This window comes from Pontibacillus sp. HMF3514 (assembly GCF_009858175.1).
In the GTDB taxonomy this organism is placed as follows: domain Bacteria; phylum Bacillota; class Bacilli; order Bacillales; family BH030062; genus Pontibacillus.
Genome location: NZ_CP047393.1, coordinates 1,232,981 through 1,254,389, shown reverse-complemented (window position 1 = coordinate 1,254,389; position 21,409 = coordinate 1,232,981). Strand labels below are relative to the sequence as shown.

At 39.4% G+C, this 21,409-nt stretch carries 21 protein-coding genes and 1 riboswitch; of the genes, 6 read left to right on the top strand and 15 right to left on the bottom strand.

Translation table 11 applies throughout. From position 1 onward, the window contains the following. The first annotated feature begins 77 nt into the window (after window positions 1–77). Genes GS400_RS06540 through GS400_RS06530 form a run of 3 tightly spaced genes read left to right on the top strand, consistent with a single transcriptional unit; the run spans window position 78 to window position 2,294 of the window. Complete coding sequence (locus GS400_RS06540) at window positions 78–263, top strand: hypothetical protein (RefSeq protein ID WP_160100152.1); 186 nt, start codon at window positions 78–80, stop codon at window positions 261–263. Between the two features lie 32 nt (window positions 264–295). Further along, window positions 296–598 carry a DUF4212 domain-containing protein gene (locus GS400_RS06535; protein WP_160100150.1) on the top strand — a complete coding sequence of 101 codons (303 nt, stop codon included), beginning with the start codon at window positions 296–298 and terminating at the stop codon, window positions 596–598. 43 nt (window positions 599–641) lie between these two features. Next, window positions 642–2,294 (top strand): sodium:solute symporter family protein, encoded by a 1,653-nt coding sequence (locus tag GS400_RS06530; RefSeq protein ID WP_160100148.1) that lies wholly within the window; start codon window positions 642–644, stop codon window positions 2,292–2,294. Between the two features lie 126 nt (window positions 2,295–2,420). Here the strand turns inward: GS400_RS06530 and GS400_RS06525 are convergent, their stop codons facing one another. Then, on the bottom strand, window positions 2,421–3,170 hold the full coding sequence (locus GS400_RS06525) for an NRDE family protein (protein WP_160100146.1): 750 nt from the start codon (window positions 3,168–3,170) through the stop codon (window positions 2,421–2,423). Window positions 3,171–3,313: 143 nt separating this feature from the next. Between GS400_RS06525 and GS400_RS06520 the strand changes: the two genes are divergently transcribed. Beyond that, window positions 3,314–3,472, top strand: a complete 159-nt coding sequence (locus tag GS400_RS06520; protein WP_160100144.1) for a hypothetical protein — start codon at window positions 3,314–3,316, stop codon at window positions 3,470–3,472. A gap of 297 nt (window positions 3,473–3,769) precedes the next feature. Then, a complete protein-coding gene (locus GS400_RS06515; protein WP_160100142.1) occupies window positions 3,770–5,488 on the top strand; it encodes a S8 family peptidase in 1,719 nt (572 codons plus the stop codon). Window positions 5,489–5,587: 99 nt separating this feature from the next. Here the strand turns inward: GS400_RS06515 and GS400_RS06510 are convergent, their stop codons facing one another. From GS400_RS06510 to GS400_RS06495, 4 genes are all read right to left on the bottom strand, one after another. Beyond that, window positions 5,588–5,869 (bottom strand): hypothetical protein, encoded by a 282-nt coding sequence (locus GS400_RS06510; protein WP_160100140.1) that lies wholly within the window; start codon window positions 5,867–5,869, stop codon window positions 5,588–5,590. A gap of 265 nt (window positions 5,870–6,134) precedes the next feature. Next, window positions 6,135–6,335, bottom strand: a complete 201-nt coding sequence (locus tag GS400_RS06505) for a hypothetical protein (RefSeq protein WP_160100138.1) — start codon at window positions 6,333–6,335, stop codon at window positions 6,135–6,137. Between the two features lie 118 nt (window positions 6,336–6,453). Next, window positions 6,454–7,140: an LrgB family protein gene (locus GS400_RS06500; protein ID WP_160100136.1), complete on the bottom strand. Its 687-nt coding sequence runs from the start codon at window positions 7,138–7,140 to the stop codon at window positions 6,454–6,456. Continuing rightward, window positions 7,106–7,501 (bottom strand): CidA/LrgA family protein, encoded by a 396-nt coding sequence (locus GS400_RS06495; RefSeq protein WP_160100134.1) that lies wholly within the window; start codon window positions 7,499–7,501, stop codon window positions 7,106–7,108. Before GS400_RS06495 ends, GS400_RS06500 begins: the two co-directional genes overlap by 35 nt. Window positions 7,502–7,748: 247 nt before the next feature. Here GS400_RS06495 and metA point away from each other — a divergent pair, with 247 nt between their 5' ends. Continuing rightward, window positions 7,749–8,678 (top strand): homoserine O-acetyltransferase MetA, encoded by a 930-nt coding sequence (metA, locus tag GS400_RS06490; RefSeq protein ID WP_160100132.1) that lies wholly within the window; start codon window positions 7,749–7,751, stop codon window positions 8,676–8,678. 61 nt (window positions 8,679–8,739) lie between these two features. Here metA and GS400_RS06485 read toward each other — a convergent pair whose 3' ends face one another. From GS400_RS06485 to GS400_RS06440, 10 genes are all read right to left on the bottom strand, one after another. Next, the gene (locus GS400_RS06485; RefSeq protein ID WP_160100130.1) at window positions 8,740–10,032 is read right to left on the bottom strand and encodes an NCS2 family permease; all 1,293 of its coding nucleotides are present in this window, start codon (window positions 10,030–10,032) and stop codon (window positions 8,740–8,742) included. A 279-nt stretch (window positions 10,033–10,311) separates the two neighbouring features. Beyond that, a riboswitch (purine riboswitch) is annotated at window positions 10,312–10,412 on the bottom strand. Window positions 10,413–10,740: 328 nt separating this feature from the next. Continuing rightward, entirely contained in the window at window positions 10,741–11,760 is a 1,020-nt protein-coding gene (locus GS400_RS06480; protein ID WP_160100128.1) for a LacI family DNA-binding transcriptional regulator, read from the bottom strand. 254 nt (window positions 11,761–12,014) lie between these two features. Continuing rightward, the gene (gene iolE, locus GS400_RS06475; protein ID WP_160100126.1) at window positions 12,015–12,908 is read right to left on the bottom strand and encodes a myo-inosose-2 dehydratase; all 894 of its coding nucleotides are present in this window, start codon (window positions 12,906–12,908) and stop codon (window positions 12,015–12,017) included. Window positions 12,909–12,929: 21 nt separating this feature from the next. Next, on the bottom strand, window positions 12,930–14,861 hold the full coding sequence (gene iolD / locus GS400_RS06470; protein ID WP_160100124.1) for a 3D-(3,5/4)-trihydroxycyclohexane-1,2-dione acylhydrolase (decyclizing): 1,932 nt from the start codon (window positions 14,859–14,861) through the stop codon (window positions 12,930–12,932). Window positions 14,862–14,936: 75 nt separating this feature from the next. Then, on the bottom strand, window positions 14,937–16,397 hold the full coding sequence (locus GS400_RS06465) for a CoA-acylating methylmalonate-semialdehyde dehydrogenase (protein ID WP_160100122.1): 1,461 nt from the start codon (window positions 16,395–16,397) through the stop codon (window positions 14,937–14,939). A gap of 51 nt (window positions 16,398–16,448) precedes the next feature. After that, on the bottom strand, window positions 16,449–17,447 hold the full coding sequence (iolC, locus tag GS400_RS06460) for a 5-dehydro-2-deoxygluconokinase (protein WP_160100120.1): 999 nt from the start codon (window positions 17,445–17,447) through the stop codon (window positions 16,449–16,451). A 69-nt stretch (window positions 17,448–17,516) separates the two neighbouring features. Continuing rightward, window positions 17,517–18,335, bottom strand: a complete 819-nt coding sequence (iolB, locus tag GS400_RS06455; protein ID WP_160100118.1) for a 5-deoxy-glucuronate isomerase — start codon at window positions 18,333–18,335, stop codon at window positions 17,517–17,519. 126 nt (window positions 18,336–18,461) lie between these two features. Further along, the gene (iolG, locus tag GS400_RS06450; protein ID WP_160100116.1) at window positions 18,462–19,490 is read right to left on the bottom strand and encodes an inositol 2-dehydrogenase; all 1,029 of its coding nucleotides are present in this window, start codon (window positions 19,488–19,490) and stop codon (window positions 18,462–18,464) included. A 46-nt stretch (window positions 19,491–19,536) separates the two neighbouring features. After that, entirely contained in the window at window positions 19,537–20,406 is an 870-nt protein-coding gene (locus tag GS400_RS06445; protein WP_160100114.1) for a carbohydrate ABC transporter permease, read from the bottom strand. A 15-nt stretch (window positions 20,407–20,421) separates the two neighbouring features. Beyond that, window positions 20,422–21,372, bottom strand: coding sequence for a carbohydrate ABC transporter permease (locus GS400_RS06440; protein ID WP_160100112.1), 951 nt, complete (start codon window positions 21,370–21,372; stop codon window positions 20,422–20,424). Between the last annotated feature and the right edge of the window lie 37 nt (window positions 21,373–21,409).

Here is a 21,409-nt window from a genome sequence, read left to right as displayed (position 1 = left end):
TATATTTACTCACATAATTAAGTGAAACCAATGAACATGTACCTTTTTGTTAACGCTTTCACCAAGGGGGAAATCAAATGATTCTAGTTTTACTATTTTCAATCCTGACCATTTTATCAGTATTCTTTGCTTTGAATAAAAAGAAACCCATTCTATTAGGACTTCCTATTCTAGCTATATTTACATTTATGCTCATTAAAATCATGTTAGTGCCCCTTCCGTTCTGGGAAACCGTCCGCTTTATTTTTAACTTAAGAGGATAGCTTAAGCATTCGCACCGAAGGGAGGTGAAAATATGAAAAAAGTAGAGAAACATGTCGCAGATAGCTATTTTCGCGCTAGGAACATTGCCACTGCCATTTACTTAGTCATTTGGTTTGCTGTTTCTTATGGTGTTGTTCTTTTCGCTGAACCTTTATCTGCTTACACTATCAATGGGATTCCATTTCATTATTTCATGGGTGCTCAAGGTTCTGTATTAACCTTTATTCTCCTTTTATTTGTCAATGCGATCGTAAGTGACAAAATTGATCAAAAATATGGAATAGATGAAAAGCAAAATGAAGCCATTAGTGCAGGTCATACAGTAGATCAATAATTCTTGCTAATTCGATCTTTTGGATACAGAAGGAGGAGAAACATTGGATATACAGTTTTTAGTCTCACTAACTCTCATAGGATTAACATTCGGTCTATACATATGGATCGCTCTCTATAATAAGGCCAAAGCGACTTCAGACTTTTACGTAGCAGGTCGTGGAGTCCCACCTGTTTTTAATGGTATGGCTATTGGTGCGGATTGGATGAGTGCCGCTTCCTTTATCGGAATGGCTGGTACCGTTATGATTTTGGGCTATGATGGACTCGCATATATTATGGGTTGGTCAGGTGGTTACCTTTTACTTACCTTTTTACTTGCTCCCCAACTACGAAAATATGGGCGTTACACTGTGCCTGAATTTATTGGTGACCGTTACAAAAGTGATACAGCTCGATTAATTGCTGCTTTGGCTACCATTATCATTAGTTTCACCTACTCCATCGGTCAGTTATCAGGCTCCGGAGTCGTTATCGGACGATTACTAGAAGTCGATGCGGCTGTCGGTACATTAATTGGCGTTGTATTAATTGCCTTTTATTCAGCCTTTGGTGGTATGAAAGGGATTACATGGACACAAGTCGCTCAATATATCATTTTAATTATCGCTTATTTAATCCCTGTTATCTTCATGTCTCTTCAACTTACTCAAAACCCTCTACCATGGATTTCTTATGGGGAAATCATAGGTGAATTAGGTCAGTTGGATCAAGAGCTTGGCATATCTGAATACCTAGTTCCTTTTACAGAATCAACGAAATGGCAGTTTCTTGCCCTCATGTTTACATTGATGGCAGGTACAGCTGGCCTTCCTCACGTTATTGTACGTTTTTACACCGTTTCAACCATGAAAGCAGCGCGCTGGAGTGGAGCTTGGGCACTATTATTTATTGGCCTACTTTATTTATCGGCTCCTGCTTATGCAGCCTTTTCTCGTTTTATTTTGATGACCAATGTAGCAGGAAGTCCTATTAATAACCTACCCGAATGGACAACTGCTTGGGTAAATACCGGACGTTTATCTGTAGCCGACCAAAATGGTGATGGCATACTTCAATGGGCTGAAATTGTGATTAGTAAGGACATCGTTGTCATGGCAACCCCTGAAATTGCAAACCTAGGAATTTTTGTAATTGGATTAATGGCAGCAGGCGCCATGGCTGCAGCATTATCTACGGCAGGTGGACTCATGATTGCCATCTCAGCTGCTCTTTCTCATGACATCTACTTCAGAACCATTAACCCAAATGCAAGTGAGCAAAAACGTTTAGCAGTTGGTCGATGGTCGATTGTGATTGCAACCGTCATTGCAGGCCTTACCGCATTAAACCCACCTGGTGCCATTACACAAATTGTCGCCTGGGCATTTGCTCTAGCCTCAGGATCATTCTTCCCTGCCCTATTATTAGGTGTATGGTGGAAACGCGCAAATGGTCCAGGAGCTATTGCAGGAATGGTCGTAGGGTTAAGCGTGACATTAGGTTATATATTCGCAGCAAAATACGGAGGCTTTACGATTTTAGGCATCCTCGATACAGGTGCCGGGGTGTTCGGTGCAGCTTCAGCCATCCTCACCAACATCATCGTATCCCTTTCTACAAAGGCTCCATCTCAAGAAATACAAGAAGAAATTGTTGACCTTCGTTATCCTGAGCAAATGAGCTACAAGGATGGAGAAGTATGGATGAATGAATGAATAAATAAGAAAAGTGGAAGCGCCCGTTTAGCAACGAAGGGACTGGACTGAGCCCGTAGTAAGATTAACTAAACTTTAAAAGTGCCTGACCCCCATCGCTTTAAAGCATTAGGGGACAGGCACTTTTCAAATGGTAAACTCCTGTTCATGAGAAGAATCTCTTTCATATACACGTTCTACAAAGCGGACCTCTTCTCTATTCATAAACACAAGTGTGGAAGCTCTTGTACCGTATTGAGGCGTCTGAATAAATAGTGGAGAGAGATTACGCTCCCATTCAAGTGGTATTCCCGTATCTGGTAACTCTTCATCAGGCGCAGGCTCTGCATGTTGTAAGCTTGAGAAGATACATTCCTTCAAGTTTCCTGCAGACCCCTTCAAGCATTGTTGCAGCCCTTCTTTCCCTTTCGTTACTTTCGGCCAAGGCGTGTTCAACAAGTGATTACTCAATCCATACACACCAGGTTCAAGCACTCGAATCTCATCTTCTCTATTCGAATAATAGAAAAGCGACCGCCCATCATAAACGATTAGGTTAAAACCAGGATACTGATCTCGATTGTTTTGAATACCCTTCAAATAGCTCTCCGGATCCTCATCCCCCATCAAAAATCCACTCACGAGTTCTCCACGAGACCGCTTCCCTTCCGTCTCTTCACCAGGATCACGATAATTCGTAAGCGCAGCAAAACGCCCTTCTTTTGTCACACCCATCCATGTACCCATCTTTTCTAAATCACGTCCTGCCAAAATATGAGGAGCATCCTCCCAAAAATGGGCTTGAGCAGTGGGACGTTCGTAAAACTCATCTCGATTGGCGGCTACCACCAAGTCGTATGTATCGTCTATGCCATAGGCGAAGTTGATTAAGCACATGCAAGTCATCTCCTTGCTCCATAAAAGAATGATTCCCCCTATTATAAAGGATAAGAACGGATAATCCCAAAGAGAGACAACTAATACATTTTTCATGATTTGTACACACTATGAAAAAGAATGGATCATTAGGAGGAACCCAAGTGGAGAAAAATGACGCACTCGCCTACACCACGATCGCCATGAACGAATTAGGTTATAGCCGTCGAGAAATCGAAAGCATCACAAACAAAATGCTCGAAGTCCTCGAACAATACGAAGAAAAAGAAGCAGAAGTTAAAGCAGATGAGATCTTATTCTAGTTCAAGTGCCTCAAAAAGTGCCTGACCCCCACCGCTTTAAAGCAATGGGGGTCAGGCACTTCCTTTTCAAGCTCCAATAGCCCCACCGTTATATGTACCGCTAAGAAAAACATAGTTTGATAGAATGATGACAAAACAAGAAGCCAAAAGTGGATAATATTTACATTTATATAGGCCGATAATATCACTAATAACTAGTCTGATGGTTTTGTTTTCAGAAAATTAACAATATATATTTGAAATTATGAAATATTTCCATCACCATAAATTACAAATACTGAAATGGAGGGAAAAGTTTTGAAATTTTTTATCAAAGTAAGTATAGCATTGCTCGTTTTATTTAGTTTTGGATCTAGTTATCTTCATTCAACAAAGGCCAATGCCACTTCATTAGAAGTAGGCGATGCGCTTAAGGAAGTTTTAAGCTCAGAATCTAGCGATTTTATCGTTGAGGCTGTAATAACTTATGATCAAATGCCATCTGAATCAGACTTGGACGCTCTACAGAATTTAGGGTTAGACACTAAAACATACAGTAAGCTTCCAATGGTGGCTATTACAGGGACAAACAGTCAAGTGAACGACCTTTTAGATCAAGGCTTAAACGCACGATCAATCTATTACAATAAGAAATTAGATTATTTTATGAAAGACAGTCGTAAGCTTGTAGGGGCTGAACGAGTGTGGAACGACCTCGGCTATACTGGAAAAGGAACAACAATTGCTGTGGTAGACAGCGGAATTGACGCTACACATCAGGACCTTCCATATGGAGATAAAGTCATTCAAAATGTAAAGTTCCTAGTTGGGGACAGTATTTTTGGTGATGAGAGTCTTTATCTAGAAGATGTAGTGAATACAGATACCTCTTCAGGTCATGGGACACATGTAGCTGGTACAATTGCTGGTAATGGAACTGCTAGTGATGGGTTGTATGCTGGTATTGCACCAGATGCACAGTTGGTTGGACTTGGTACTGGGGAAGGGATTAATATTCTTTGGTCTCTTGAAGCATTTAACTATGTCTTAGAACATCATGAGGAGTATGGTATTGACGTCGTAAGCAATAGTTGGGGAACTACTGGCGATTATTCTCCAAATAACCCCATTAACGTTGCTTCTAAAAAGTTACATGATGCTGGTATGGTTGTAACGTTTGCCGCTGGGAACGAAGGACCTGAAAACAATACATTAAATCCATATTCAGCAGCCCCATGGGTGATATCCGTTGCTGCTGGAACGAAAGATAAGCAACTAGCCGACTTCTCTTCAAGAGGTATTCCAGGTGATGAATTTGTTCATCCAGATATCACAGCACCAGGTGTTGATATTGTTTCCACAAAGTCTTCTACTGGTCTCGTGATGAATTCGCTGGGTACGACTACGGATGTGAATTATATTGAGGAGCAGTATCTTCCATATTATACAACAGCAAGTGGTACTAGTATGGCAACACCTCATATCTCTGGAATCGTTGCATTAATGAGAGAAGCACAGCCAGACCTTCATCCAGATGCAGTATTAGATATTATGGAAAAAACAGCAGAACCCATGAGTGGCTATGAACTCCATGAAGTAGGAAAAGGTTATGTAGATGCATATGCTGCAGTAGAGCAAGCGTCAAAAACAAAAGCAACCACTGGACAGTATAAGGATAAAGAAACGGGCAAAACATATGAAACCTATTTTGTTACAGAAACGTGGAACAGTTCCATTGGGCCTGGCGCCGCCGATGCGGATGCAGCATCTCATGATTATTACACGATTAACCTAGGTAAAGATACAGTAAGTCTTAATGTAAAAATTGAATGGGTATCTCCAACAAATGATTTAGATTTAGAAGTTAGAGACCCAAATGGTGATTTAGCAGGATCTTCTGGAAACGCTGCTACCACAGTAGAGGAAACCTTTATTCCTAACACAATAGAAGGTGACTACACGGTAGACGTAATCGGTTACTTAAATACGACAGAGCAATACACCGGAACCTACACGATTGAAAGAATATTGAAGTAAAATAAAAGAAGTGCCTAAAAGAAGTGCCTTAGAAGTGCCTGACCCCCACTGCTTTAAAGCGATAGGGGTCAGGCACCTTTCATTGAGTGTTTTTCTGCTTTATAATCCTATCACATATGTAAAAAATTCAACCGATGCAACTGCCGCTCCAATAAAGAAAACCGCAGCACCCACACATCCTTGTCTTTCCTTCATATCCTCTTCATACTCTTTCGCACAATGCTTACACAGCGTAAGCCCCATTTCCTTGGCCTCTTCTTCCCTAACCTTTTGCGCTTCCTTCTTCCCCTTAAGAATGCTTGAAGACGTTGGACAATCATCGTCAAAATAATGATAGTACTTTCCTGACTTCGTTATAAAAACTTCATCACCTTGGTGCATATCGTTCACCTCCTTTTGTTGCAAGGTACCTGACCCCCACTCTGCTAAATCGATAAAGTATGGCACCTATACCAAAATTGGTGTACTAGTATTTAAAAAATACATTTAGTACCTATTATAATCTTAATCCCCCCTACCTAGCGTGTATTAACAAACTAATCCTAGTTTACTAAAAATGTATGCAATGAATATAGTAGATCATCGATATTTCAACCATGATTCGGTGTAAAGAAACATAAAAAAGAAGCAACTGGACTAAGCCCAATCACTTCCTCTCCATCAGTCTACTCTGCTTAAACAAGGCAAGATAACCACACTCACCACAGACATAGGCTTGAACTTCATTTCCATCAATCTCTAATGAGGCATACTCTCCACGAACCAAGAAACCTTCCTTTCGTATTTGTTTCGCTACGAGATCCTTCGCCTCCATCTCTCCCCCATCACAGATTGGACATGGTTTCATAGCAGCACTCCCCTTAACACAGTTTGTACTACTATATGTATCTACTTCAATAAAAATGAAAAAGTGCCTGACCCCCACCGCTTTACTGCGTTAGCAAGGCGGGGGTCAGGCACTCTCCCTAATATAAAAAATAAACAAGAATCGGACTAACAATAGAAACCATAATGGCACTAACCGTCATAGCCACTGTGCTTATAGCCCCTTCTTGTTCACTATTCTCCATAGCTTTCGAGGTGCCAATCGCATGAGAAGCACTCCCAAAACCGATCCCTCTACCCAGGAAGTGATGAATCCCACTCCATTTTAAAACGAATGGCCCTAATATAGCTCCGCCAATTCCAGCTATCATAACAAAGACAGCCGCCATGGATGAGACACCACCAAGGGTAGTTGCAACCTCCATGGCTATAGGTGTCGTGGAGTTTTTAGGAATAATTGAATAAATAATAGCTTCATCAAAAGAAACCCATTTTGCTAGTAACAAACCCGTAGACACCCCTATGACCGCTCCAACAAATACACCAATCAAAATGCTCACACTATATCTCTTGAGAATCTCCCAATTCTTATATAAAGGATAAGCTAAAGCCACAACACCAGGCCCAAGAAACCAATCGATCCACTTTCCTCCTACCATATAGGTTTCATACGGGATATGAAAAATAAGTAGAATCGCAACCAAGAATGCTGTAGAAGGCAATACGGGTAATAGAAACGGATTCGGAACCTTTTGATACAATTTTCGTGAGGCTAGATAGATAAGAACCGTACTAATGAACGTTATGATCCCGATTAAGATGCTCATACTCCCGCTCCTTCTTTCTGACGATATACTGACTCACCATTCCCGAACACACCATCACAAGTAGCGTACTGCACAATGCGATCGGAATAAGAAAAAAACTCTTACCAGTAAATAAATCTAGATATTGTATAATGCCAACTGTAACTGGAATAAATAACAACGCTAAATGACGAATAAGGAAATCAGCTCCCTCATCCACCCAGTTCACATTCACTTTCTTTGTTAATAACGTACTAAAGAGTAACAACATCCCAATAATGCTACCCGGTATAAACAGATTGAATAGATCCTGTATCCAACTTCCAATCAAATAAAAAACGATTAAAACAGCGATATGGCCCATCACTTTCAAAACACCCATATGAGCCCTCCTCTCGAACAACGATCGCTCATCACGAATAAAAGCCAGCCCTCAAAGACTGGTTACAATATATCTATGAATCTTATTTTAATATCATTAGATTCTTTTGCATACTGTCAGCCCTTTCTATTGTAAACAGAGGTACCGAGACCCACAACAGATTAGATAAAATTTTTTGATGGCGAGTCCAATAACTTTTGTTATAATAGACAAAATATTTCGTAGATTATAGAAGGGGTGACTGAAGATGCCAATTAATATTCCTGAAAAATTACCCGCAAGAGATATCTTAGAAAAAGAAAACATCTTCCTTATGGAGGACGAACGTGCTGTTACTCAGGATATTCGACCGTTAAATATCCTGATTCTGAACCTCATGCCCGAAAAAGAAAAAACGGAAAGACAGTTGCTGCGCTTGCTCAGTAATTCCCCCTTACAAGTAAATGTAGAGTTTATACATACCTCTACATACGAATCAAAAAATATAAGCAAATCTCATTTAAGTCAATTTTATAAAACGTTTCATGAAATCAAAGACAAACGTTACGATGGAATGATTATTACAGGCGCCCCTGTCGAGCAACTAGATTTTGAAGATGTCGCCTATTGGGAAGAACTCAAAGAAATTATGGAATGGACAAAGACCAATGTCACATCTGTCCTGCACATTTGTTGGGGAGCTCAGGCAGCACTCTATTACCATTATGGGATTGATAAGTATGCACTTCCGGATAAAATTTCAGGCGTGTATCAACACCGCATGATGCATCCAACTGTCAAATTAGTTCGGGGAATGGATGACGTATTCTTAGCCCCTCATTCGCGATATACAGGTGTATCAGAGGAAGAAATCTCGAATCATGATCAGTTAACATTATTATCTTCATCTAAGGATGCTGGACCATTACTGGCTATATCAAATGATGAAAAGCATGTGATGATTACGGGTCATATTGAATATGAATCTACGACACTAGCAGAAGAATATGAGCGAGATGTAGCAAAAGGATTAAATGTGAATGTCCCAGCTGGTTATTTTCCTGACGATGATCCTGATCAACAGCCTTTAAATCGTTGGAGATCTCAGGCTTATCTATTATTTTCGAATTGGTTGAACTATTATGTTTATCAGGAAACGCCTTATGAGTGGGGATCTGAGAGTTTGTGGAGTATATAATGTAAAAGTGCCTGACCCCCAATGCTTTAAAGTACTGGGGGTCAGGCACTTCTTTCCTACCTTACAAAAACACAAAATACAACATAAACATTCCAGCTAGACCGTACATAATTGGGTGGACTTGCTTCCAATCTTTTTTAGCAACCATAGCAAATGGGTAAAGGATGAAACCAAGGGCAATCCCCGTTGCTATACTGAAAGTGAGTGGCATTGTGATAATGGTGACAAATGCCGGAACCATGATTTCCATCTTGCTCCAGTCAATCGCTTTTACCTCTGACGCCATAAGAGCACCGACAATGATGAGGGCAGGTGCTGTTACTTCAGTTGTAATGACGCCAAGTATAGGTGAAAAGAACAATGCAAAAAAGAAGCAGATGGCAATTACAACACTCGTAAAGCCTGTACGGCCACCAACAGCAACTCCGGCAGAGGATTCAACAAACGAAGCCGTTGTGGAAGTACCAAAGATAGCCCCAGCCACTCCAGAAGTGGAATCCGCTAATAGAGCGCGACCTGCATTTGGAATTTGATTGTCCTTCATAATACCTGCCTGACTGGCCACAGCAATAAGTGCACCAGCCGTATCGAAAAACGCAACAAATAAAAATGTAAAAATAACAGCAAGAATTTCAGGAGTAAAGATATCCCCTAAGTGCTGAAAAACAACCCCAAATGTTGGCTCAAGGCTAGGTACCTCTCCAACCACGGAGTCAGGCACATCTACTAATCCAATGCTCATGCCTACAATGCTGGTGATGACAATTCCATAGAAAATACCTCCACGAATTCCACGCACAAGCATCATCAAAGTAATAATAAAACCAAACACGGCAAGGGCAGTCGCAGGATTAGTCAATTGACCAATTGCTACCAACGTCTCCTCGTTTCCTACAACAATACCGGCATTTTTCAAACCAATAAACGCAATGAAAAACCCGATGCCTCCTGCAATGGCATGTTTTAAATCTTTCGGAATCACATTAATGATTTTCTCTCGTATCTTCAGAAGACTTAGAATCATAAAGATAATGCCAGCAATAAATACTCCCGTTAAAGCGACTTGCCATTCAATCCCCATCCCGATAACGACAGAAAAGGTAAAGAATGAATTAAGCCCCATACTTGGTGCAATACCAACAGGAAAGTTTGCCATCAGTCCGATTAAAAGCGATCCAACAATGGCGGATAAAGCAGTAGCCGTAAAGAGTGCCCCTTTATCAATCCCAGCCTGACTTAAAATGATCGGGTTAACGACTAAAATATAGGCCATAGAAAGAAACGTGGTAATACCGGCCATCGTTTCTTGTTTATAATTCGTTTCACGTTCATTAAACTTGAAGAAATGTCTCATGATGTCCCCTCCTAGATGCATATAACAAAAGCGTAAGCGCTCGTTTAGCAACGAAGGGACTGGACTGAGCCAGTAGTGAGATAAAGGAAACACAAATTGTTTGCCAATTTGATGTTGACTTATCGAACGGAGGCAAGGGAAGTCCCTTCGTTGCTGGGCGCTGGAGCTAGACGTGGCCCCACTGTCATTAAAAAGTTATACACAAGCCATAAATTTTATAGATTCATAGAATGTAAAAAAGCACCGGTAAACTACCGCTGCTTATACAAAGGGAAAGAAACATAGACGTTTTCCCCTTGTAGACGAGCTATTTTCGGTAGCTGGTAGAAACGTTCAGGCCCTATTCCTGAACTTATACAAGGTGCTGAATCTGTTATTTATTTGATAAAGAGAACTATAACAACCATCAAACTGCCGGTCAATGATTATAAAAAATGTGTGTGAATTTACTTTTTTCTGATTTTTTCGCACACATAAAAAAGTGCCTGAACCAACCATATTAAAGCGGTGGGGTCAGACCTCATTATGTATCAAAGCTCAGCAAATAGAGATGAATACTATAAGAATACAATAATGGAAGGATATATCACGCTACGATCATAACCTTGAAGGGTGTTAACTATCTATTGATGGAATATGTATAGACACAAGGAAAACAAGGAGGAGTTAAATACCTCCTTGTGTTTTTATGTTATTTTTAAAATGGTATCATTTCACTTTATTACTTGCTGTAACTAATGGTGCCGTTGTGCCACGGATCATTAAGGTTGGATTGAAAAAGATGCTTTCTTGTCTTTCGTTGTCTCCTTCTATTTTGTTGATGATGACATCGATGATCTTTTTCCCCATATCTTCAATTGGTTGTGCCATGGTTGTGAGAGCTGGAACGGTTGTTGTGGCTAGAATGGTATTATCAAACCCGATAACCGATAGATCGTCGGGAATATTTAATCCTTTTTCTCTCGCAGCTTGTATAACACCTATCGCTAGCAAATCGTTACATGCAAAAATAGCTGTAGGTGGATCATCTTTATCAAGTAGCTGCTTAGTACACTCCCTACCATTCTCTATTGTTGCAGTTGTTTTGACTATATTATCTTCGTTGATTAAGACTCCAAATGCTTCATGTACATCTCGGTAAGCATACAGTCGCATATTATTACTATGCATTTGTTCAGCAATAATCCCCACATTACGATGTCCGTTTAAGAATAAGTGAGAGGTAGCCTCATATCCTCCTTTGTAGTTATCGACAGACACTACAGTAACATCATAAGCTGGCTCTTCCTGAGCTAGCATTGCAAGTGGAACATTGGCCTCAGTTAGTTCCTTCATAATTCCTTTATTTTTAATTCCAGAAGCTACAATAAAACCATCCACTTGTTTCCTCTTTAAAAGCTCTATATATTTCTTTTCCTTTTCTTCATCGTGATCAGTACTACACATGATAACGCTTATTCCCCGTTCATGTGCTTTGTCCTCTATATTTCTAGCGATTTCTGAGAAAAATGGGTTTGAAATATCCGGAATTAGTAAACCAAGCGTATCTGTACGTTTGCCTGTCAATGCAGAGGCCACTACACTTGGGTAGTAATTTAATGCTTTCATTGCCTCAAGCACTTTTATTCGTGTAGCTTCACTGATACGCCCTGTATTATTAATAACCTTTGATACTGTTGCTATGGAAACGTCTGCTTCTTTGGCAACTTCATATATGGTTACTTTCATGCTTGATCCCCATTTCTTTTTTCAAGAATACCTCGTATATGTATTATAGCCTAATTCATTGTATCTATTAAACCTAACGAATTATAAAATATGTTATTAATCATCATTATTGAGGTTAGAACAAGCAGATAGCATTCTAACTAATCTGCTTGTTTATATTTCACACACCTGAATTCACCGAGGGCTTTGTATACTTTCTTCATGATCAATCTAGACCAACGATTCCTACTCTTTCCTTCTTCACGTTATCTTTTCTACAATCCTGCGGTTTTATATATATATTCTCTTGCAGATAATGCATATTGAAGTGGATTTGCCAGTTCTGGATCCTGCTCTGCTTCTACCACGAACCACCCATGATATTCCGCTTCTGCAAGAATAGAGAAGATGGGTTCAAAATCAATAACTCCATCTCCAGGTACCGTAAATACACCTTCTTTTACCGCTTCAAGGAAGCTCTTGTTATTCTCTTGAATACTCCTAGCAACAGATTGTCGAACATCCTTCAGATGAACATGCTTAATTCTATGGAGATGTTGTTTTAGAACAATTAATGGGTCTTCACCCGAAAAATAGAGATGTCCTGTATCATATAATAAGTGGACCAGATTTGGATCTGTCATTTCCATTAGACGATCCACTTCCTGCGTCGTTTGGACTCCTGTCCCCATATGATGGTGAAAGACGACTTCCATTCCCTTTTCCTTTGCCAAAGCTCCTAGCTTATTCATCCCTTCTGCTAGTAGATCCCATTCTTCTTCAGTAAAGATCGGTTTTTCATCAAATAAAGATACGTCTTTATGTTGTATACTATGACCTTGTTCAGATACGACAATCACTTTAGCTCCCATATCATGTAGGAAATCACGGTGTTTTATAAATTCCTCTATTGTATTTTCTAAGGGCTCTGTGGTCGTAAATGCACTAAACCACGCACTTGCTACTTTTAGATTACGTAAAGTAAGAGCGTTGTTTAGTTCATCCCTATTGTGGGGGTATTTATTCCCGACCTCAGTTCCTTCAAAGCCAGCTAGTGCCATTTCACTAACACATTGCTCAAATGGAATATCTCCCCCTAGCTCCGGTAAATCATCGTTGGTCCATCCAATAGGTGCAATTCCAAGTTTAATCGTGTTTTCCTTAAACATAGGGACACTCCTTTAACCCTGCTAATATTTACGAGCTTGTTCGAGGTGCTTCATTCGTACTTGATGAGCTTGTTCTACCGATTCGCTTTTAGAGGTTTCTGCTACTCCTACGTTCCACCATGCATCATACCCATCTGACATGGTTTTGGGTAAAACTTTAATATCCATTAAAGTAGATACATCTTGTTTTTTAGAGTCCTCTAATGCATAACGCAAATCTTCTATGGTATGCACCTTGTATGTCTTCACTCCGTATCCTGCGGCACTTTGGGCGAAATCCACCGGAACAATCGAACCATTCAATGAACCTGTTTTACTGTTTCGATGTCTAAATTCTGTACCAAAACTCCCCATTCCATTTCCCATTTGTAAGTTATTAATGCATCCAAAGCCTGCATTATCAAATAGAATAATATTCAACTTCAATCCTTCTTGGATGCTTGTAACTAACTCAGAGTGAAGCATTAAATAGCTACCATCTCCGACCATGGCATAGACTTCTTTATTGGGTTCCGCCATTTTTACGCCTAGTGACCCAGAAACCTCATAACCCATACAAGAGTAGCCATACTCCATATGATACGTGTTCGGTTGTCTGCTAACCCACATTCGTTGCAAATCACCTGGCAGACTACCAGATGAGCCCACTATAATAGAATCATCAGCAATGGATTGATTTATTTCTCCTATAACAGCCGTTTGCGTTAGAGAAGTTTCAAGAGCTTCAGTATATTCTGGTATGACTTCATCAAGATGCCCTGCTACTTCCGGCTGATATCCTACTTTATGATAATCTGTATGATAAAGTCGGTTTAATTCTTCTTCCCAGCCTTTTCGTGCTTCTTCGATCTCTTGGTTATAGCCAGAAGAATAATTCTCTTTATCTAGTAAATCACCTAGCTCTTCTAGGGTTGTTTTGGCATCTGCGACTACTGTTGTGGCATCCAACTTGTTGGCATGATATTTTGATAGATTAATAGTCAAGAAATCAACGTCATGATGTTGGAACAGTTCCTTCGATCCAGTTGTAAAATCTGCAAATTTTGTCCCAATGCCAATCACAAGATCTGCTTCTTTCGCTAGCTGATTAGAAGCAGAATTTCCAGTAACACCTATTCCTCCGAGATTGAGGGGAAACGTACCTTCCACAGCACCTTTACCTGCTTGGGTCTCTGCAATTGGTATATGATACTTCTCTGCAAACTCTTTAAGCTTTCCTCCCGATTCGGAATACCTTACGCCTCCGCCACTTACAATGAGAGGCTTTTTCTTCTTTTTCATTAATTCTAGAGCATCATGTAGTTCCATATCCGTTGGTTTTCTACGTTCTATCCGATGTACACGCTTTTTAAAGAAATACTCTGGGTAGTCAAAAGCTTCGCCCTGAACATCTTGAGGAAGCGATAGAGTCACGGCACCTGTATCTGCTTGGTCTGTTAAAACACGCATCGCATTAATTAAGGCACTCATTAACTGTTCCGGTCGTGAAACTCGATCCCAGTACTTACTAACCGGTCGGAAAGCATCATTCGTTGTGATAGAAGCATCATGTATTTGCTCAATTTGCTGTAAAGCTGGGTCCGGCTGTCGTGTGGCAAATGTATCACCAGGCAATAGTAATACTGGAAGATTATTTGCCGTCGCAGTGGATGCTGCTGTAATCATATTAGCTGAACCAGGACCAATGGAAGATGTGCAGGCCATTAACTGCTTCTGATTGTTTTGTTTAGCATAAGCAACAGCAGCATGTGCCATTCCCTGTTCATTTCGTCCCTGGTACACTTCAAGGTCACCACTATCCTGTTCTAATGCTTGCCCTAAACCGAGAACATTTCCATGTCCAAAGATCGTAAATATCCCTTTGAAAAGTTTTTGCTCTTTTCCATCTACCTCAATATATTGCTGATTTAAAAACAAAATCAGTGCTTGAGCAGTTGTTAATCTCACTATCATTCACCTCATTTTATTATGGAAGTCAGAAGATGCACATATAGCCGGAAAGAGGAAATCCCTATCCGGCTATCACTCTTATACCCAACGGCCTGTTACAACTTTTTGCCTCGTGTAAAATGCAACACCATCTTTTCCGTTAGCATGTAGATCGCCATAGAAGGAATCTTTCCAACCAGAGAATGGAAAGAATGCCATTGGAGCTGGTACCCCTATATTCACTCCAAGCATTCCAGCATCAATCGTTTCACGGAAATTCCTTACACTTCCTCCATCTTTAGTGAAAATGCAAGCTCCATTAGCAAAACGAGAAGTGTTCGTTAGCTCAACCGCCTCTTCAAGATTTTTAACTCTAGCAATGGAGAGAACGGGAGCAAAGATCTCATCCTGCCAGATTTTCATTTCACTTGTTACCTCATCAAAAATTGTCGGTCCTACGAAATATCCTTCCTGTTCACCTTCGACATCTTTTCGTCCATCGCGAACTAAGGTCGCCCCTTCTTCTTCACCTGTTTGAATATATTGAATCGTACGTTCCTTATGTTGATCACGAATAACAGGGCCAAGGAAAACGTCGTCTTCAAGTCCATTTCCTATTTTTATTTCATTTGATTTTTGTACGAGACGCTGGATAAATTCATCTGCTATATCCTCCTCCACTGCAACGACAGAACACGCCATGCAGCGTTCTCCTGCAGACCCAAATGCAGCATTAAAAATTTGAGTTACAGCATTTTCAATATTAGCGTCGCTTAACACAATAGAATGGTTTTTAGCGCCTGCTAGTGCTTGAACTCTCTTTAGGTTATCTGTTCCACGCTTATATACATACTCCGCTACCGGTTGTGAACCTACGAAAGAAATAGCCTTAATATCCTTGTTATCCAATATTCCATTCACTACATCATGAGCCCCGTGAACGATGTTAAACACTCCGTCTGGTAAACCTGCTTCCTCTAATAATTCAGCCAGGCGGTTAGCCAGTAACGGTGTTCGCTCCGAAGGCTTCAAAATGAATGTATTCCCTGTAGCTAGTGCCATTGGGAACATCCAACATGGCACCATCATTGGGAAGTTAAATGGAGTGATCCCCCCTACCACTCCAATAGGATATCGGTACGTACCCGACTCCATACCTGAAGATATGGAAGGTAATTGAGATCCCATCATTAGGCTAGGTGCACCAGTTGCAAATTCCACACATTCAATTCCACGTTGTACTTCACCATACGCTTCTTTGAAGTTTTTCCCATTCTCTATAGTTATTAATTCAGCTAATTCATCCCAATGTTCTACTAATAGTTGTTGGTACTTAAATAGAATTCTAGCCCGTTTTGGAACTGGGACCTCACTCCACGTTTTAAAAGCCTCACTTGCAACGCTTGCCGCATGGTCCAAGTCTTCTCTTGTAGATATAGGTACTTCTGCAATCACTTCTCCAGTTGCAGGATTGAAAACAGATTCTGTTTTATCTGTATTGGATTCTATCCACTTACCACCGACATAATTATTCACCTTTTCAAATGTGGTTTGAGTCATTCAATTACCTCCTATATTTAGATCTTTCAAATTTATAAATCAGTATATTGATCACCTAGCTTTTACAGCTGAATCTATGAACGTATCAATCTCATTTTTCGTTGGCATCGCTTCTGAGCAGCTATGCTTGGAAATAACAATAGATGCCGAGGCACTTCCAAACTCCATCGCACTAGGTATATCCCATTGATTTAACAAACCGTATATAAAAGCTGAAGCATATGAATCACCTGCTCCAAAGGTTTTTAGTACCTTTGTTTTGAAAATGTCACCTTTATGAGAAAAACCAGATTTCGTATAGGCAATTGAACCTTCTCCCCCATGTTTAATGACAACAATTTCAGCATGATGGTCGAACCACTTTTGCGCAGTATCCCGATCAGAAGATTGCTTATCTCCTTCGAATTGTTCCATTACATCAAATTCATCTCTTGTTCCAATGATGACGTCGCACTTTTCAGCTGCTAAATTAAAATACGTTGCAGTTTCTTGTTCTGAATTCCATGAATACGGACGATAATCCAAATCGAACACAACCACTACCCCATGTTTTCTAGCGTACTCGAGTGCAAGAAAGACTGCTTCTCTAGAAGGACTTGCTGAAAGAGCTGTACCCGAAATTAAAATGGATTTAGATTGTTTAATATAGTCCTCTGAGACTTCAGCTGTATCTAGTTTTAAATCAGCTACATTATCTCGATACATGAGAATACTACAGTCTTCAGGACTTTTGATTTCTGTAAAAGCAAGCCCTGTTACCGCACCGGTGTCATCAATAGAAACACCTGAAGTATCAATATTGTTGTCATCTAAATACTTTGTAATAAACCTTCCCATTTGGTCATCTGAGACTTTACCAATAAACCCACTTTTAAGACCAAGTCGAGAAGCTCCGATGGCGATATTAGCAGGAGACCCACCAACATATTTAGTAAAAGAAACCGTCTCTTCCATTGGTGTATTTATTTGATTTGTATTTAAATCAATACATAGTCGACCTACACCTATTAAATCGATTGGACGATCTTGCTTAAAGTTGAGATCGTACATATCGAACCCTCCTTTTTTGATTAGGTTAAGCGCTTAACTAAAATCTAAAAATAAAAAGGCAATGCGTTTCTATTTTGTTTCCATAACATTTTTAAATAACCACTCGTGATCTGGATCATTGTGAAACTTCCATGCTCGGGTTGGCCCAGCCATTACATTTAAATAGTAGGATTCATACCCTGGTACTGAAGAGACAGGGTGATATCCTTCTGGTACAAGGACTACATTACAATTTTCTACACTTAAAGCTTCATCTAGACTACGATCGTCGTTATAGACCCTTTGAAATACAAACCCTTGCTCTGGGTTAATTTTATGATAATAGGTTTCTTCTAAATAAGATTCATTCGGTAAATTGTCCGTATCATGCTTATGAGGAGGATAGCTAGAAGTATTACCATCAGGAGTGTACACCTCAACCACTAATAAACTATCCGCTGGTTCTTGCTCTGGTAAGATATTATGAATTTTTCTAGACATTTTACCATGCCCTCGATCTGCTACCCCTACATCAGATGGGGAAATTAATCGAGCCTCATAGTTGCCTTTACCTGGAGCAGAGCATACAGCTAATTCTACTTCTGTATGTGCCGTTACTGTGTATTCGTCATTACTTGGAATATATACGGAATATGGAGGAATTTTCTCGAAAACATTCTTCCGTTCTCCAATTTCTGCAAAAGTATCATTTTTTGTGTTTACAGTTGCCTTGCCACTTAATAACACGAGGCAAACTTCTTTATCGTTCGTTAGCTTTGATATATCCTCTCCTTGCCTTAAAACATGTACATCAAAGCCTACATAATCCCACCCTGCTGTTTCTGGAGTTACAGATAGGATTTTTCCCTCTTGATCCCTTTCGTTCGGCTTTACAGTTAAGTTCGCCATTATAAACCTCCTATAAACATTATTAAGGTAAGCGCTTTCCTTAATATTGAAACCAAGTATACTTGACTCCCTGTATCACTTCAACAGTTGAGTTTATATATTTGGAAAATTTAGAATTTCATAGTACTACTGAACAACCTTTTCCAGTTCTTCTAACTGAACGGTACGCTTTTCTTCCCAGGATATTTGCGCTGCTTTTGCCAACATTTCTGCTTTTAACCCATCTTCCCCAGTGGTTAGTAACGTTTTATTTTCTAATATGGAAGTGATAAATTCATCAAGTTCCTCAATGTAAGCGTCTAGATAACGCTCTATGAAAAAGTATTTTGGATGATCGATAGACACGATATCTTTAGTACTAATTTGCACATTTGTTGGGGATTCATTGTCAGCAGACACAACACCTTGATCACCAAATACTTCAATTCGTTGATCATACCCATAAACTGCTTCGCGACTATTGTCAATCACGCCTAGTGAACCATCTTGAAACGTTAAGGTTATAATAGCTGTATCCACATCACCGTTACGCCCAAATTTTGGATCCACTAAATTAGCAGCTTTTACAGTGATATCTTTTACTTCACTCCCTGAAAGAAAACGGACCATATCAAAGTCGTGAATGGTCATATCCATAAACATGCCACCCGAACGTTTAATATATTCCTCTGGGGGTGGTTCTGGATCACGAGATGTAACCTTAATCACATGAGGGTTTCCTACTTTTCCATCACGTATTGTTTCATATACTTTCCTGAAATGTTTGTCATATCGGCGGTTAAAACCAACTTGAAACTTGACACCAGAGATTTTGACTAATTGTAGAACTTCTCGTGTTTCTTCAACATTAAAGCTAATCGGCTTTTCACAGAAAATATGTTTCCCTGTTTGTGTAGCTCTTTTGATGTAAGTTAAATGTGTATCTGTACTAGAGCAAATAAATACTGCATCAATAGTAGAATCGTTAAAAATCGTTTCTGTATCAGTTGTTAGAATGGGGATGTTTTCTTCGTATTTTGTACCTCTTAAGCCTTCTAGATTAATATCTGCCAAGGTTTTCAATTCAACTTTGTCGGATTTTAATGCGTGGTCAGCATGTAATTGTCCTATTCTTCCTCCACCAATAATAGCGACAACGGCTTTTTCTTTTGACAAGTTTAAACCGCTCCTTTCATAAAAAGTTAATTTTTATTTTGATTGATTATCCTTTTACTGCACCTAAAGTCATCCCTTTAACAAGGTGTTTCTGAACAACAAACGAGAACACTAATACCGGAATGATAGAAACGGTGGCAGCACCCGTTAATGCACCCCAATTGGTTTGATATTGTGTAATAAAGGTAGATATACCCGCTGGCAACGTCATCACATCAGTAGAGTTTAAGAGGAACATGCTGAATAAAAATTCATTCCACGTCAATATTACTGTGAAGATTGATGTTGCTACTAAACCAGGTAGGGCAAGTGGTAATACAATTTTGTAAAACGCCATAATTCTGGAATAACCGTCAATCATAGCAGATTCTTCTAGACTTTGTGGAACCTCTTCGAAAAATGCTTTCATCATCCAAACCACAAAAGGTAAATTAAATCCAGTATAGACAATAAGCATAGCCCACAATGTATTAACGAGACCTAACTTCTGCATAATTAAATACAACGGAATAACTAATACAATAGGGGGTAGCATCCTAGCTGTTAAAATAATAAAAGCTATTTTTTCATTTCTATTTTTCTTCAATGTAAACCGAGCAAGGCTATATGCTGCATAAGATCCTATTAACACGCACAATAGCATCGATGTAAAAGATACAATGGTACTGTTAATAAAGAAATCGATAAAAGGACTTCCTGGTGCAAAAATTCCATTAACGGGATCGAAATAATATTCCCAAGTTAGCTCTTTAGGAAAAAATGTTTGAGTATCTGAGAATAATTCTCTTTCCTTCTTCAAACTTGTAATGACCATCCAATAGAGTGGAAAGAAAATAAACATAATTGTGCCTGTTAAGAAAACCCCTCGAAAGATTTTAGTTTTCCATTCTCCCTTTGGTTTTACAGCTTGAGACATGGTTGACACACTCCTTTAATTCGCTGCTTGAGAACGATTCATTAGTTTAATTAAGAACGTAGAAATCAATATCGTGACTACGAGAACAATCAATAGACCTGCTGAAGAAAAACCAAAATCAGAGAATTTCATAGCAGAACGATACATTAAGAAACTAATCGTTTCAGTCGACCTTCCTGGACCACCCTGTGTTAGGACGAAAACTTGGTCAAATGTACGCAACGCATCCATAGTTCTAATGACAAGCGCAACAATGATGATAGGTTTTAACATAGGAAGTGTTACAAACCGAACGATCTGAAACTTTGATGCCCCATCAATTTCTGCGGCCTCAAATGGGTCCTTTGGTAAAGACTGCAACCCTGCTAGTAAGATTAGGAAACACATTGGTGTCCATTGCCATATATCAACTGCAACCAACGAAAGAAAGGCTGTCATGGAATCTCCAAGGAAATTCACCTTTGAAAATCCTAGACTTTGAAGCATATAATTAATGATCCCCATGTCTGTATTTAGCATTAATTTGAACACGACTGCTACAACAAGTGGAGAAAGCATCATAGGAATGATTAAAAACCAGCGTAAATAGTTCATCATCTTTCCGTCATTTGAAACCATTAAAGCCAGATTAAAACCTAAAAACATTTCCAAAGATACGGCTAAAACAGTGTAAATTAAGGTAATCATTAAAGCATTCCAAAAAGGTATGCTTTTAAAGATATCTATATAGTTTTGCAGCCCTTGAAATCCAGTTGAGTTCCCAAATGTATCAAATCCAGAAAAGGATACAACAATGGAATAACCTATAGGGAAAACGGTTAAAATCACCAAAATAATAAATGTTGGTAACAATAGATAATAAGGTAATCTTCTTTCCGATTTAAGAAATGCATTTCCACTTTTTCTTTTTTTCTCAGCAATATTTTTAGAGCTTAATACTTCTGTTACGGAAGACTTCTCACTCATGTTATAGCTCCTTCCAGAAATTAATGAAAGATTAGTA